At 48.7% G+C, this 13768-nt stretch carries 14 protein-coding genes; 4 read left to right on the top strand and 10 right to left on the bottom strand.

What is annotated here, in order from left to right; all coding sequences use genetic code 11:
• From DRI82_RS24470 to DRI82_RS23000, 3 genes are all read right to left on the bottom strand, one after another.
• Positions 1-79, bottom strand: a 79-nt coding sequence (locus tag DRI82_RS24470; RefSeq protein WP_225624926.1) for a hypothetical protein, incomplete at its 3' end; no start/stop codon positions are given.
• Between the two features lie 337 nt (positions 80-416).
• On the bottom strand, positions 417-1439 hold the full coding sequence (locus DRI82_RS23005; protein ID WP_114196220.1) for an IS110 family RNA-guided transposase: 1023 nt from the start codon (positions 1437-1439) through the stop codon (positions 417-419).
• Between the two features lie 475 nt (positions 1440-1914).
• Positions 1915-2454, bottom strand: a complete 540-nt coding sequence (locus tag DRI82_RS23000; protein WP_245956914.1) for a plasmid pRiA4b ORF-3 family protein — start codon at positions 2452-2454, stop codon at positions 1915-1917.
• Positions 2455-3190: 736 nt separating this feature from the next.
• On the opposite strand from DRI82_RS23000, the gene DRI82_RS24835 reads away from it, so the two are divergent.
• Positions 3191-3298, top strand: coding sequence for a FimD/PapC C-terminal domain-containing protein (locus DRI82_RS24835; protein ID WP_114196218.1), 108 nt, complete (start codon positions 3191-3193; stop codon positions 3296-3298).
• A gap of 171 nt (positions 3299-3469) precedes the next feature.
• A complete protein-coding gene (locus tag DRI82_RS22990; protein ID WP_114196217.1) occupies positions 3470-4645 on the top strand; it encodes a fimbrial protein in 1176 nt (391 codons plus the stop codon).
• Positions 4646-5559: 914 nt separating this feature from the next.
• Here DRI82_RS22990 and DRI82_RS22985 read toward each other — a convergent pair.
• The gene (locus DRI82_RS22985) at positions 5560-6834 is read right to left on the bottom strand and encodes a tyrosine-type recombinase/integrase (RefSeq protein WP_281269805.1); all 1275 of its coding nucleotides are present in this window, start codon (positions 6832-6834) and stop codon (positions 5560-5562) included.
• A 218-nt stretch (positions 6835-7052) separates the two neighbouring features.
• Between DRI82_RS22985 and DRI82_RS22980 the strand changes: the two genes are divergently transcribed.
• Complete coding sequence (locus DRI82_RS22980; RefSeq protein WP_114196216.1) at positions 7053-8033, top strand: type IV pilus twitching motility protein PilT; 981 nt, start codon at positions 7053-7055, stop codon at positions 8031-8033.
• Positions 8034-8111: 78 nt separating this feature from the next.
• Here the strand turns inward: DRI82_RS22980 and ruvX are convergent, their stop codons facing one another.
• The 6 genes from ruvX to DRI82_RS22950 all read right to left on the bottom strand — a co-directional run bounded on the left by ruvX (position 8112) and on the right by DRI82_RS22950 (position 12306).
• Positions 8112-8534, bottom strand: coding sequence for a Holliday junction resolvase RuvX (ruvX, locus tag DRI82_RS22975; RefSeq protein WP_114196215.1), 423 nt, complete (start codon positions 8532-8534; stop codon positions 8112-8114).
• On the bottom strand, positions 8534-9097 hold the full coding sequence (locus DRI82_RS22970; RefSeq protein ID WP_114196214.1) for a YqgE/AlgH family protein: 564 nt from the start codon (positions 9095-9097) through the stop codon (positions 8534-8536). Before DRI82_RS22970 ends, ruvX begins: the two co-directional genes overlap by 1 nt.
• Positions 9098-9219: 122 nt before the next feature.
• Positions 9220-10170 carry a glutathione synthase gene (gene gshB, locus DRI82_RS22965; protein WP_114196213.1) on the bottom strand — a complete coding sequence of 317 codons (951 nt, stop codon included), beginning with the start codon at positions 10168-10170 and terminating at the stop codon, positions 9220-9222.
• A gap of 11 nt (positions 10171-10181) precedes the next feature.
• Positions 10182-10913 carry a 16S rRNA (uracil(1498)-N(3))-methyltransferase gene (gene rsmE, locus DRI82_RS22960; RefSeq protein WP_114196212.1) on the bottom strand — a complete coding sequence of 244 codons (732 nt, stop codon included), beginning with the start codon at positions 10911-10913 and terminating at the stop codon, positions 10182-10184.
• A 72-nt stretch (positions 10914-10985) separates the two neighbouring features.
• Positions 10986-11693 carry a deoxyribonuclease I gene (endA, locus tag DRI82_RS22955; RefSeq protein WP_114196211.1) on the bottom strand — a complete coding sequence of 236 codons (708 nt, stop codon included), beginning with the start codon at positions 11691-11693 and terminating at the stop codon, positions 10986-10988.
• 109 nt (positions 11694-11802) lie between these two features.
• Positions 11803-12306 carry a SprT family zinc-dependent metalloprotease gene (locus DRI82_RS22950; protein ID WP_114196221.1) on the bottom strand — a complete coding sequence of 168 codons (504 nt, stop codon included), beginning with the start codon at positions 12304-12306 and terminating at the stop codon, positions 11803-11805.
• Between the two features lie 228 nt (positions 12307-12534).
• On the opposite strand from DRI82_RS22950, the gene DRI82_RS22945 reads away from it, so the two are divergent.
• Positions 12535-13536 carry a Vgb family protein gene (locus DRI82_RS22945; protein ID WP_114196210.1) on the top strand — a complete coding sequence of 334 codons (1002 nt, stop codon included), beginning with the start codon at positions 12535-12537 and terminating at the stop codon, positions 13534-13536.
• Positions 13537-13768: the final 232 nt, after the last annotated feature.

The following is a 13768-nucleotide window of genomic DNA, read 5'->3' as shown; positions in this document are numbered from 1 at the left end:
CTTTCCCACGACGATCCTGACAATGAATGTGGAAAGAGTTTTTACCCAGATCGATACCAATGAGCGCAATGTTTTCCATGATGGTTCTCCAGTTTAAGCCTGCTCTCAGCATACTGCTGTGAAGGAGAGAGTGACCATCTCATTAAATATCCTACTATAAGGGCTTCCCCGGACAGTCAACGCCGGTTTGTTGGTTTTTTTCTGCCTAACCATCACTGAAATAAAGGGATAAGACTGCGCTACTATAAACGGTCACGCTGAATCGCTATCAATTCGGACCCTGATGAAAGACGCTCGTGAGATTCTCCCTCGCTAATCGGATAGTGATATCCAGTAGGATATACAGATATTTCTCACGGGGTCTAACCCTTTACCATCAACGAGTTACAGCTCAGTTAGTTCTCAGGTAAGTTTTATCAAGTCGCTGAATACAGCCTGAAGTCATCACCGTAATATAGTGATGCCCAGCACAACCTCGCATTCTTGGCTGCAATTGCAACGACAGCACGCCAGTATCCCCGACGCTCAATTAGCGAACAGACCCAACGACTAAACGAGTCCATTCTTTTTTCTGCCCCTATCATTACAGAGCGAGCTCCCTGTACCAGCAGAGTTCTCAGATATGAATCCCCAGCTTTCGTTATTCTGCCAAGTTTTGATTTACCACCGCTGCTATATTGCGATGGTGTCAGGCCAAGCCACGCAGCCAGTTGGCGCCCATTCTTAAAATCATGCGCGTTACCAATACTGGCGACCAGCGCACAGGCCGTTGTAGGGCCAATACCTTTCAGCTCCATCAACCTCTGGCTGCGGAGATCCGTTTTGGCCACACGGGATAAAATGCGGTCATATACTGCAATTTTATCTTCAATGCTGGTAACGTGTTCCAGTAAGTCTTCGACACATTGCCTGACCTGCGCTGGCAGTTCTTCTTTCTGATCAGACACTATGTGACGCAGTGCGTCTGGGCTTTGTGGTGCAATAATACCAAATTCAGATATCAGGCCCCGCAGGCGGTTATACGTTGCTGTTTTCTCCTCGATGAAGCCCTGCCGCGTCCTGTGTAAGCACTGCATTGCTTGCTGGCTTTCGTCTTTGATTGGCACAAAGCGCATATTTGGTCGCTGTACGGCCTCACAAATAGCTATAGCATCAGCTGCATCATTTTTCCCGGTCTTACCCGCCATGCGATAGGGGGATACGAATTTGGGAGCCATAAGTCGAACATCATGACCAAACTGTCTGAAAAGCCTTGCCCAGTAATGAGCGCCAGAGCAGGCTTCCATACCGATAAGACAAGGAGGTAAATTAGCAATGAGATCAGGCAGAGCTGACCTGACTACTTTCGGTTTTACCAGGACAGACTTGCCATTTTTATTAACGCCATGAACGGCAAAGACATTTTTTGCGAGATCGATTCCAACAGTTACAACGGCCATAATGATTCCCCTGTAATATTTTGGTTACTCCCCATGATGGCACGGAAGATGGTTACAGTAACCAGATCGAGGGGAAGACCCTTTCATTCGCTAAGCCTATTTTTTAGCCTGAACTGGGAGGGATATTGCCAAGGTAACCGCATGAGTGGGTTAATTTTAACCAGTTTGGTCGGTGTGCTGCCACTAATAGGGGGTGAGTTTGGGATTCGGACAATATTGTACGGTAAGCCTGTTTTTTGAACAGGTTACGTTATTGCAATAGGGTGTACCCCAGCTAAGTGATAAGATTTCAGGGTTAAACCACCGATGAATGGATAAAGGCTGATTAATGACTGACACAGCGTATTCAAAACATTTACAAAAAGAGGTAGACGCAGAACAGTACGTCGACCTTTTTGGCATGCATTAATGTCATAGCGTTAATAGAGATTGTACGCAGGAACCACCTGAAAGTTTGAGTACGGGGCAACAATCATCACTGGCGTGGGCTTAGCCAGATAACCTCTGGCTCCAGGGCGGGAGAAGCTAAATCCAGCTTACTCAGTTGAACATTCGCTTTTTGTCGGTTGAAGCTGACAGCATCGAGAGCATTTACGTATTTACGGATATCGCCAACCTTTGTTGATTCATCAGCGTGATCGATGGCATCCAGCAGCGCCAGAGTTTTATCCATTTCGTCTGCAGGTGTCGCGCCTGGCATGCCGTGGCCATCCCGGCAAAATGGCGTTCTCAGCGTTGAATCTTCATGGACAGCTTCAACACGAATGCCATGAAGCCAGTGCTCAAAGAAGTTGTATTCATAGGTAAAGCGATCGCCGGCACCAAAAGCGAAATCATCAATCACGATCCGGAACGGGTTATCCACAAAGCCGATGCCCCCGTCGTAAGAAATACCGTAATCTTTGCCATAAATATGAAACTGGTGGTCGTCGCCCCAGCCCTGCACGATCTGAAAAATGAAGTGAAGCGCGGCCAGTGACGTATCAGCTGCGATTCTTGGCCGACGCCAGACCATGGGACTGACTCCACGAACAGCGATTTTGATGACGTAAATCTTCATAGCCGGGTAACGGGAATTGTTATGGAATGATGCTGGTTATTCTAGCCCAGCAGGCAACCCATTCGATGATTGCCCCACACTTTTTCATGCTCTCCTGTTGATTCAATGCAAAATTTTTATCATTAGAGACGTCGCGCAAAAAAATACTTTAAAAATTCCGAGTATAATGTAAAGGTAATATACCGAACCCCAATATATAATACTGATTATTTCAGGAAAATATTCTTTGCTATGCTTACATTATCCCTGCTACGACTTGGCATTTAAATTAATCGATTAAAACAAACTCGATATATATCAAACACGTGAGTATGTTTCACCCTCACGCATCTAGCATATCGCAAAGTCTATTGACCGCCATAAATGACGGCATTTAAATTTCATAAAACACTTTCCCTGCGCCAACATCAAAATTATTGCCATGTCACAGTCAATATACTTAGAATGAAACAGACCTGAAATTTATTGTATTAGATTATTTTTTAACTGAACTCGTCTTTCTAATAAATCATTACAATGCTGCTTGTGGAATATATAGAAAAACAGTCTGAATGATCGATGAGTTGCATCAGCACATCTGTGTAGGGACATATAAAGATTTTATTCCGACACTTTTTATCAATCATTAAAAGACCAGTTACCTATGAAAAAGTCTGTTTTAGTCGCTTCATTCGCTTGGTGATGGGCGTACCTGCCACTCATCACCACGACGTTGAATGATGGTAGTCCGATACCGTTTGGCGTCAGCGTATTCGACAGCAAAGGCAACAATATGGGCTCGGTGGGTCACGGCGGGTAGTTGTATACACGGGTGGCGGAAAATAAGGGTTGGTTGCAGGTGAAGTGGAGTGCCAAAATTGCGAAGCGCAGTGCAACGTGGGTTAGAGGCTGATGCCGCGAGCCAAAAACAGTTTCGACTTGACCATTCAACGTTTCAACACCGATTACGAGGCCGACTAAGGGGAACCCAATGAAGAGAATAATACAGAGTACTTTCGGGCTGCTTTTACTTATGGCCGCCTCTGAAACTTCGTGGGCGGCGATCACTTGTTCGCCGGCGAATGGTTCACCGCGTACCGATATCGTGCAACTGAGCCCACCCAATATTTCAGCGGGTGCGGATATTCCCGTGGGGACGGTGATTTATCAGGGGCGATGGTATAGTGGTGCTATCGTTGGTCAAAGTGTCATAAGTTGCGCATCACCTGTGAATACCTCGTTTTGGCTTAATGTTGCATGGGGTATTGAAAATGCCCCTCAGGGGCTTTCAACATGGGCAGGCAGTCCTTTTGGTGGCACGGTGTACGAGACGGGTATTGAAGGCGTAGGTATTGCAATTTCTCAAAGCAATGGTGGCCAGGGGGCAACAGTGGGTCAACCGGTATATAAATACCCAGGCGATTATAACGCTTCGATAGAGAGCGGGTATTATCGGCCTTATTTGGCTGATAATAACATCTATGTCTCGCTAATTAAAATCGGTACCATGAGAGCGGGAAGTTATAACCTCGAAGCAGCGAAACTGCCCAGCGCCAATATAACTGTTACTAATCCGCTGAGTCATCCGACAACATCATCTGGGCTACCCATCAAGGCGATTATCGTCAAGTTTCAGGGACAAATGGCGGTGAATACCCAGACCTGTAAAACGCCGGATGTGAATGTTGATATGGGGAGCTATGAGAAACGGCAATATTTTACCGATATCGACTCCACGACCCCGTGGGTTGATGCCTCTATTGTGTTGACCAATTGCCCCGCCTTCTACGGTTTTTATAATGCTGCTAACAGCACACTCATGTTTGATTACAGTACGGGTAAGGGTTTGGTCGCAAATTCTACCAGCAACAGCGTCGGTGTAAGATTAACCCCCTCGACATCGGTCATTGATTCGCCCAGAGGGATCATGTCCACGGATAAATCTTCCTCTGGTGCCGCCTTGGGTGTCGGTATTCAGGTGGGCTGGGGGAGTGCCAGCGGTAGCCCCGCCTTGTTTGACTTTGCGACAGAGAAGTTGTTTCAAATACCAAAAGATGGCCGCACAGAAATCAAGATCCCTCTGGTAGCCCGCTATATCCAGACAGACGCCATGGTGACACCGGGAACAGCAGACGGCAAAGCCGTGTTCCTGATCAATTATTATTAGCCGCAGATTAGCATTGCGTCAGAGCTATATCTAAATGTCAGTATCGGAGTGGATTTCAATGAATAATCCCTTTATTTTTCATAAAATTATTGAATCCTTGTGAGGGCCAGAAGACAGCGCACCAAACGCTTCTCGTTGGACGACCTCCGGTGCATCCAGATAACCACTTGATGCTCGGTACCTAATTTAGTTGCAGGGTGCTGACTATCGGTGTGCATCACGGTTGCCGTTTGTGCCGACACGGCAGCACCCCCCAATAGCTAGCAGGAACACAGCGTTACATTTCTTCATCACTTCGAACACAAAACCGCAGGATGACGCGCTTTGCTGACTTAATGCCTATAAATCGCAACTGGCGACCGCTACCAGCGTGCGTAACGTGCAAGACTTTTGAGCCAGGCTAAAGGGCTGTCGAATGACCTTAAAAACCGGCAACAGAATGGTGTTTCACTCAACGATTTGCTGACAAATCCCGGAGGGTCATAGGGGGTTGGGGTGTAACGGAACCAGAAAAGACCTGCGCAGTGTTAGTGCTATTGCTCAAGAGGCGCTCATAAATTATCTCCCTAAAAATAATTCCCCTGAACAATCAACGCCAGTTTGTTAATTTTTTGTCTGACTATGATAGATAAAAGGGATTGGACTGCTGGACGATAGCACTCATCGTTAATCATCATCTGGTCCCTCTATAATATTTTGGTATCTATACAGTCATGGGTATAATTCGCAGCATGGTCCCTTAATTGATGTAAGAACCTCTGGAGTTCAAATGGCTCCAGCCAACAGGGGGCTAGAAATTGGCCGCTTGGATTGAGTGACAGCATTGTCGTCACCACGTCCAAGTCAACAAACAGTCGATGAATAATTTTTTGCCAGAATGGTCACTTAAAAGGCTAAGGGGCGAAAAATCATACCTACAAGGTATCGAGGTGATCCGCCCATTTTTGCAGCCAGGCCTTGCATTCTTTATCGTAAGTGTGCAGGTTATAAACACCAATGACCCCTTTGGGTGAATGACCTAACACGGCCTCCGCAATTTCATTGGGACATCCAAGACTAGCCAAACCAGTGCGCACGGTTCGACGTAGATCGTGCGGTGTCCAGTGGTCGATATCAAGCATTTTTCCTTCTTTTCGCAGTATACCGGCAGCAACGTTTAGATACTCTTGAACGATAGGGGTATGCCTGTATTGTGAAGAAAATAGATGGGTTTCATTTTTTGATGGTAATTGCTGAAGAAACTGGATGGCCTGCTGAGACAACTGAACATAGCGCCCAATTCCGCTTTTGGTTTCACGTAAGTGTATTGTGCCGTCTTCAAGATTGACATCCTTCCAGGCGACAGCACATATTTCTCCTGAGCGGCAGCCTGTCCAGAGAGTCAGTCGTAAAGCATTTTTAACATTAGCGGGGTAGGTAGAACCGGGCAGCCAGTTGACTAGCTGGGTTAGTTCATCCTTAGACAAAAAACGCTTACCGGGTTTGGAAGTGAGCTTTATCTTCGCTTGAGCCAAGCTTGCTTTTGCCAACAACGCTGGGTTCGCAAAATTTTCGTCTAATTTCCCAAGACCGAGAGCAAACTCGTAAGCTGAGCAGAGTTCTCTCAAAACAATACCGGCTTGTGTGTTTGCTCCACGTTTAACTACCGTCATGATGAGATCAAGCACATCTTTACGAGTAATGTCTTGCGCATGTCTTTTGCCGATTTTATCAACAATATCCTTCGTAAGAGTCCTGCGGGCCGTATATTGCCCTTTCAACTTTCGGGAACCTCGAATAATTTTCCCATCTTTCCCTAGCCGATCTTCAATATGTTGAGTCAAGTACAGTTCAACTAAATCTTTAACAGTGAAAACAGTCTTCTGTGCTGCCAATTCCGTTTGCTGTTTGCGGTGTTTTTCAGCTTTCAGTTCACTGGCAGGACAGCGACCTTCATTTTTTACTTGCTTTAGCGTTTGTAGTTCAGCGCGAGCCTGCGCTAGCGAGACATTAGGGAAGTGACCGATCTTAACTTGGGTGAGTTTATGTGTGAGGGGACTGGTATAACGGTAAAAGAAAGTTTTAATGCCGGTAGCGCCACAAGTGAGCCGCAATCCCCGGTTTTCGCCAGTATCAGCCTTGTCTTTGTCACCGGGTTTCATGGCTTCAATGGCTTTGGTTGACAGTGGTTTTTTCTCTGTTTTTTCCACCTAGTTAGCTCCATATGTAAGTCACTGCTGTATGACACACATTATACCATAGGCAAACTTACAAGCTACATTTTGACCTACAATAAAATGTAGGATTCAGTGGTTTTTAGTGGGATTTGATGAGACCATAAAAAATGGTAAATAAAAAATAAGTTATTATAAAATAGTTTGTTATGTAAATTATGCCATTGGTTTTGTAGTCTTTAGTAGTTTAATTTATGGTTTTTAGTGTAAAGCATAATGCCTCCGATCTGCACCTTTGTACCGGTCATCTGCCGATGTTACGTGTCGATGGGGAGTTGGTCCCCTGTGAATCTTTTGGGTTGGTGACGGTTGCCGGGATGGAACAGCTCTGTTCACGTTTCCTCGACCAGCATCAGCAGCTCGATTTGCAGCAACATGGGCAGATCGATCTGGCGGTAACGCTGGCGCAAGGGGCGAGACTGCGGGTGAATCTTTTTCAGCAGCAGCGGGGTTTGTCGGCGTCTTTGCGCCCGATCCCTTTTCTCTGCCCGCAGCTTGGGCAATTGCAGGTCCCGCCGCCATTGAGTGAATGGATTCAGGAAGAGGATGGTCTGATATTGGTCACGGGAGCGACGGGAAGCGGGAAATCCACCACGCTGGCAGCAATGATCGATTATCTGAATCATCACCAACAACGACATATTTTGACGCTGGAAGATCCAATTGAGTTTTTGCACACCAGCGCCCGTTGCCTTATTCAGCAACGGGAACTGGGGCTGCATACGCACTCATTCCCGCTGGCAATCCGCGCCGCGCTGCGTGAGGACCCGGATGTGATTCTGCTCGGTGAGTTGCGCGATGCCGAGACGATCCGTTTGGCGTTGACGGCAGCGGAGACCGGGCATTTGGTGTTGGCGACGCTGCATACCCGCAGTGCCACGCAGGCTGTTGACCGGTTGGTTGATGTCTTTCCGGCGGAGGAGAAAGCCTTCGTGCGGGCGCAACTGGCGGGAAGCCTGCGGGCAGTCATTGCGCAGAAGCTGTGCCCACGCCCATCGGGGGGACGTATTGCGCTCTTTGAAACCCTGACGGCGACACCAGCCGTCAGCAATCTGATTCGCGAAGGCAAAACCCATCAACTGCCGAATATCCTGCAAACCGGCTCGCAAGCGGGCATGCAGACGTTTGAACAGAGCCATGCGCAGCGGGTCAAAGAGGGATTTTTGTCGGGTTAAGCGTATCAGGTTTACGGCAGAAAAAGGCCATGGTGGAGAGGGGATGAAAACGCGAGTCGGTGCACGACCAGCCCGATATTAATCTGCGTGCTGATCGAACCAGCTTTCGAGAATGATCACTGCGGATGCAGCATCCACGCTGCCTTTGTCCAGCGCCTTGAAGCCGCCGCGATCGAACAGATGGGAGCGTGCCTCCACGGTGCTCAGGCGTTCATCATGCAACTCAATCTGTACGCCGAAACGACCATGCAGGCGGTTGGCGAATTTTCTGGCCTGCGCGGTGACCGGCTGTTCGGTTCCATCCATATTCAGGGGGAGACCGACAACCACCAGATCCGGCTGCCACTCCTTCAATATTTTTTCCACTTTCTGCCAGTCAGGTGAACCTTCCTGCGCTTTGAAAGAGGTGAGCGGGCGGGCGGTACCGGTGATTTCCTGGCCAATGGCGGCACCAATACTTTTGGTGCCGAAGTCGAAAGCGATAATGGTGCGGTTTTTCATCAGGCGTGGCCTGCCTGGCTGGCGATATTACAGATATCGATACCCAGCATTTTAGCCGCATCGCGCCAGCGATCGGCGATAGGGGTATGGAACAGAATATCGGTGTTGGCTTCAGTGGTGAGCCACGCATTCTCCAGCAGCTCTTTTTCCAACTGGCCCTGATCCCAACTGGCATAGCCGAGTGCGACCAGAACGTCCTGCGGCTGGTCTGGCGTTCCCAATGTTTCAAGAACGTCTTTCGATGTGGTGATCATGGTGTCCGGCGAAATCTTGATGCTGGAGCCGAACCCTTCGCGCGGGGTGTGCAGAATAAAACCGCGATCGTCGGCCAACGGACCACCAGAGAAAACCGGTTTATCGAGCCGGATGGCAGGATCGCGCTCGGCAGGCAGAATTTTGAGCTTGTGCAAAACGCCTTCGACCGTAAATTGATCCACGGGTTTATTGATCACCAGACCCATTGCCCCTTCTTCCGTATGTTCACAGATATAGACGACCGAGCGCCTGAATTGCGGGTCGTCCAACGAAGGCATAGCGATGAGAAAGTGATGCTGTAAATTCATTATGATTGGCGTTTAACTTGTATAAAAAGAAGACAGCCACAATTATGCGGGTAAACGGGAAGTATGTCACTGGCTACAGTCTGAAAATGCAGCCAGTGTTTTCCCACCGATTTTATCGGGTTTTAGCGTACCGCGAGACGTTTTTCGATAGCATTCATCAGCATGCCAGTGATCGAAATCGGGAATGCCGCTTCGATTTCACGCGCACACGTTGGACTGGTCACGTTAATTTCCGTCAGACGGTCACCGATGATATCCAGACCCACGAAGATTAACCCTTTCTGTTTCAGGATCGGCGCTACCGTGCGGGCAATCCTCCAATCGCTTTCGCTCAGCGGACGCGCTTCACCGCGGCCTCCTGCGGCCAGGTTGCCACGGGTTTCACCCTGGGCCGGGATCCGCGCGAGGCAATAAGGCACAGGTTCACCATCTACAACCAGAACACGCTTGTCGCCTTCGCTAATGGCTGGCAGGAAATTCTGTGCCATACAATAGCGGTTGCCGTGTTCGGTGAGGGTTTCGATGATCACGGAAAGGTTTGGATCGTCTTTTTTCACGCGGAAAATCGACGCGCCACCCATACCATCGAGGGGCTTGAGGATGATATCCTCGTGCTGCTGGTGAAACTCACGGATGTGCTGTTTGTTGCGGCTGACCAGCGTATCTGGCGTCAGATCCGCGAACCAGGCGGTGAACAGCTTTTCGTTACAGTCGCGCAGACTCTGCGGTTTGTTAACGATCAGCGTACCTTGCTCTTCTGCACGCTCAAGGATATAGGTTGCGTAGATAAATTCGGTATCAAACGGCGGATCTTTGCGCATCAGGATAACGTCGAGATCGGCCAGAGGCAGATCCTGCTCAGTACCGAACCGGTACCATTCGTTGTAGTCCTGCTCCACGCTGAGCGTACGGGTGCGGGCACGACCTTCGCCGCCGCGTAAATAGAGATCATCCATCTCCATATAGTGCAATTCCCATCCGCGACGCTGTGCTTCCAACAGCATCGCGAAGCTGGTGTCTTTCTTGATGTTGATGGAGGGAATTGGATCCATCACGATACCGAGCTTAATCATTTATTTCTCCTTTAACCCAAATCACCAAAACGTACCTGCAAGGCAGTAATTGCGGTGAGTGCTGTGGTTTCTGTACGCAGTACGCGTGGCCCCAACAGGATATCAGTAAATCCATAGCCAGAGGTCATGGCGATTTCATCCGAAGATAATCCCCCTTCAGGACCAATCAGTAAACGAACTTTATTGACGGGCAGCGGCAGGGTATTGATGCTCTGCTGGGCACGGGGGTGCAAATTCAGTTTCAGGCTGTCGTCCTGCTCTGCACACCAGACCTCCAGAGACATCGCATCGCGCACCTCGGGGATCTTATTCCGGCCACACTGTTCGCAGGCAGCAATCGCGATCTTCTGCCACTGCTGCAGTTTTTTCGTCAGGCGTTCGCCATCCAGTTTTACGCCGCAGCGCTCGGAAAAGAGCGGTGTAATAATACTCACACCCAGCTCGATCGACTTCTGAATGGTGAATTCCATCTTTTCACCGCGCGAGATCACCTGACCGAGATGTAAGTCGAGCGGTGACTCAAGATTCTGTTCAACACCCTCGGCCAGTTTCACCAGCACGCTTTTCTTGTCGACCCTGACAATTTCAGCGTCGAACACCTGATTAGAGCCATCAAAAAGTTGAATCAATTGGCCTTGATTCATGCGCAGAACTCGGCCAACGTGGTTGGCCGCGTCTTCACTTAGCGCAATTTCGCCGTGCGCAACCAAAGGTTCGGGGTGATAGATTCGCGGGATTCGCATGCTGGTATAACGATCCTATGACTAAAATAAGGCGCGTCGCCGGGCAACGCGCTGGACAGGCTCTATAGTAGGTTAGCCTTTTCGTTGCTGGCAAGCCTGCTGAACGTAAGGGTTATGGTTGCCCTGAACATTGGCGATGCGGTTATCGCGCTCACACTCCCACGAGGTGACCGGATATTGGCGATTCCAGGCGGTAAAAAGTTGGGTTTGTTGCTTGGAAAGACGTAACTCGTAGCGATCGCGCATATAGAAATAGGTTCGGGCAATGGCACCCCTGGCGCGGGCAGGCGGTTCGGCGCGTTTGCCTTTGAAGTCGACTTTCATTTCACATTGACCATATTGGCCTTCGCCACCATTCCATTGGTTATACATGAAATTATTGCGGTCGCCATTCACTTCACCCACCGCCGGTTGCAGGTTATGCAGATCGTTTTCCATCTGGCGATAGACCTCATCTTTGGTGCAATTCTTCCGGCCACCGTTCTGCCAGCATTGACGCTGGTGACCAAACTGCCAGGCAGGTACGACGTGTTCCCACTCAATCCGTTCTGCCCGCAGTGCGCTCTTGCGCACCTGATAACCACAGGAGTTCAGAACGGGAATTCCCTTCTTGCCCTGCCATTCGATTTTACAACCGCAATAGAAATCCCCGGGCGCGTCCTGATTGATCTTGGCCGCTGCCGCCTTGGCTTGCGTGAAGTTATTGATATCTTTACTGAAGCCAGAAAGGGGAAGTAAAGCGGTTGAAAGCAGAAGGGCGAACCAGATTTTGCGAGACATATTCCAAAACTGCCTGATTTTTAAAAGCAGACAGATTAACGGATGTAATGATGACAGGCAAACCCATCATACTGCAAATTGCAGGCAGCGTTGACTGCGTCCCGACTGCCTAGTCTTCTTGTGCGCGCAGTAATTTCCCACACTGCCTGCAACGATACTCCGCTTCACCGCGCAGCACACGATTGTGCCGTCTCACGGTCAGTTGATGAACCTGGCAATCGCAGTGGTAGCCGTAGGTTTTACTTTGCACTGAAGCGACTTCAAACTTATGCGTTCGCCTCGCAGGAATATTCAACACCTGTTCCATCATCCACTGCCACTGTTTGCCATGTGGCGCTACCCGACCAAACTGCTTGTGTACCAGCAGATGGGCCAGTTCATGCGGTATCACTTCTTCAATGAAAAGTTGCTCATTTTCAATCAGTAACACCGGATTGAGGCGGATTTCCCATCTTTCTAGCCAGGCGGTGCCCGCCGACGTACCGCGTTGCTGATACAGCACTTTCGGTTCCGGATACTGGCTATCCAATCGCTGGTTGGCGATCAGGAGTTTTTCCCGCAGGCAGCGCATCACTGCTTGCTGCAGGGCTATGGGTATTCGCAGGGTTTTCATCAGGAAAGGATAATGTTGAATTTGTACTCGCGCAATAACAATAAATATCAGCATAGAATTAGCGGTGAATTATAACGCCGATAAAAGCAAATAAGATGATTCCACTCATAGTAGGTTGGTCGTAAGGTTTATTCCAATCACAAATATGAAAACACGATTGCCGTAATACGAAAGTATTTTTGGTCGGTGAGTTGTCAATTAAAAAGACACGTCAAGTAAGGAAAAAACATGATCTCCCTCAGTACAGATAATCAAGTTGTCACCAGCGTATTTAGAATTACCCCTGATTCCAGTACGTCATTGGCCGGTGTGGCAATTGATAATGCCGGATGCCTATGGATGAGCAGTCCTGATAATAATGGATCCTATGCGCTATTTAAATTTGACCCCAAGACCGGTATTGCAGAGAAAGTAAAAAGTGTAACCGCCACTAAAACGGCGGTCGGAAATATGGCCTCGACGGTAATGGGGAAGCTTTATTATGTGATCAAGAATAACAATGCGGCGCTCGGTTGTATTGACCCTGCGTCTGGTGAGGTGAGTGAACTGGCGGTTCCACTCAATACTGCCGGGCGACAAATCAATGGAATTACCTGTCAGGAAAAGGACGATGTCATTTGGTTTACGGTCAGATCTTTTGAGGCGGAGAGTGAGCAGATCCGCTTTGGTGTCATGAGTTACTCCCCTGAAAGCGGTGAATTTGCTGACTATTTACAGCTTACGACCAATCTGGAGCCGCCAACCGAAGCGATCACCACGGATGACAGCGGCAAGATCTGGTATGCCGCCATGTCGGGTCTAACCCTGGATGAACTCGATCCGGTCAGTAATGACATCCGTGTTTATGGTGAGCCGCTGTCGCAGTCAAGTATGTTCGGCGGTGTTGCAAGTGGGTCAGAAGGCGAGATCTGGTTTACCGATCCCCGGGTAGGTCATGGCGCGATAGGCAGGATTGATCCTTCAACCGGGGATATCGCCGAATATAGCGAGGGGCTGGTTAATATGTATCCCAAAAGTATTGTTGCCGATCGCAATGGCGCAATATGGTTTACGGAAAAGAATGCCCATTATATCGGTAATATTACGGCGGAAGGTATTATTAGCGAAATTGCAACTGATATTCAAATTGAGGATATTGGATATGACGAACAGCTTATTTCTTCTTCAGATGGCAGTTTATGGGGTGTTTATTCCAATGGCTATCTGGTGCATTATGAAATAGTTGAGTAGATATGTCCCTGTGATATCGACTCAGGTTGAATAAGATTGGTGCAAGCGATTTTATTAAGGGTATGAGTGATGTAATTCTGGTCACCGGAAAAGGTAGGGTGCAACATAAATAAATATCCTCCGGCATAGCCGGAGGTTTTTCATATGCGCCTATAAGGCTCTCTTGCCAGCCGCGCCCTAACAGGCGCATCGCGATCTGACATTTGCATCTATGGATTACTTACGGCCCGTA

The organism is Edaphovirga cremea, from assembly GCF_003332275.1.
Lineage (GTDB): Bacteria > Pseudomonadota > Gammaproteobacteria > Enterobacterales > Enterobacteriaceae > Edaphovirga > Edaphovirga cremea.
Note: the sequence above shows the minus strand (reverse complement) of the source record. Positions and strands in the feature narration are given on the sequence as shown.

Coding starts and splice junctions, on each gene's coding strand:
- DRI82_RS23000 (WP_245956914.1), bottom strand. CDS start 2,454: ATGGTCTGGCGTCGGCCAAGAATCGCAGCTGATACGTCACTGGCCGCG.
- DRI82_RS22980 (WP_114196216.1), top strand. CDS start 7,053: ATGGTTTTTAGTGTAAAGCATAATGCCTCCGATCTGCACCTTTGTACC.
- DRI82_RS22970 (WP_114196214.1), bottom strand. CDS start 9,097: ATGAATTTACAGCATCACTTTCTCATCGCTATGCCTTCGTTGGACGAC.
- DRI82_RS23005 (WP_114196220.1), bottom strand. CDS start 1,439: ATGGCCGTTGTAACTGTTGGAATCGATCTCGCAAAAAATGTCTTTGCC.
- DRI82_RS22950 (WP_114196221.1), bottom strand. CDS start 12,306: ATGAAAACCCTGCGAATACCCATAGCCCTGCAGCAAGCAGTGATGCGC.
- endA (WP_114196211.1), bottom strand. CDS start 11,693: ATGTCTCGCAAAATCTGGTTCGCCCTTCTGCTTTCAACCGCTTTACTT.
- ruvX (WP_114196215.1), bottom strand. CDS start 8,534: ATGAAAAACCGCACCATTATCGCTTTCGACTTCGGCACCAAAAGTATT.
- DRI82_RS22990 (WP_114196217.1), top strand. CDS start 3,470: ATGAAGAGAATAATACAGAGTACTTTCGGGCTGCTTTTACTTATGGCC.
- rsmE (WP_114196212.1), bottom strand. CDS start 10,913: ATGCGAATCCCGCGAATCTATCACCCCGAACCTTTGGTTGCGCACGGC.
- DRI82_RS22945 (WP_114196210.1), top strand. CDS start 12,535: ATGATCTCCCTCAGTACAGATAATCAAGTTGTCACCAGCGTATTTAGA.
- gshB (WP_114196213.1), bottom strand. CDS start 10,170: ATGATTAAGCTCGGTATCGTGATGGATCCAATTCCCTCCATCAACATC.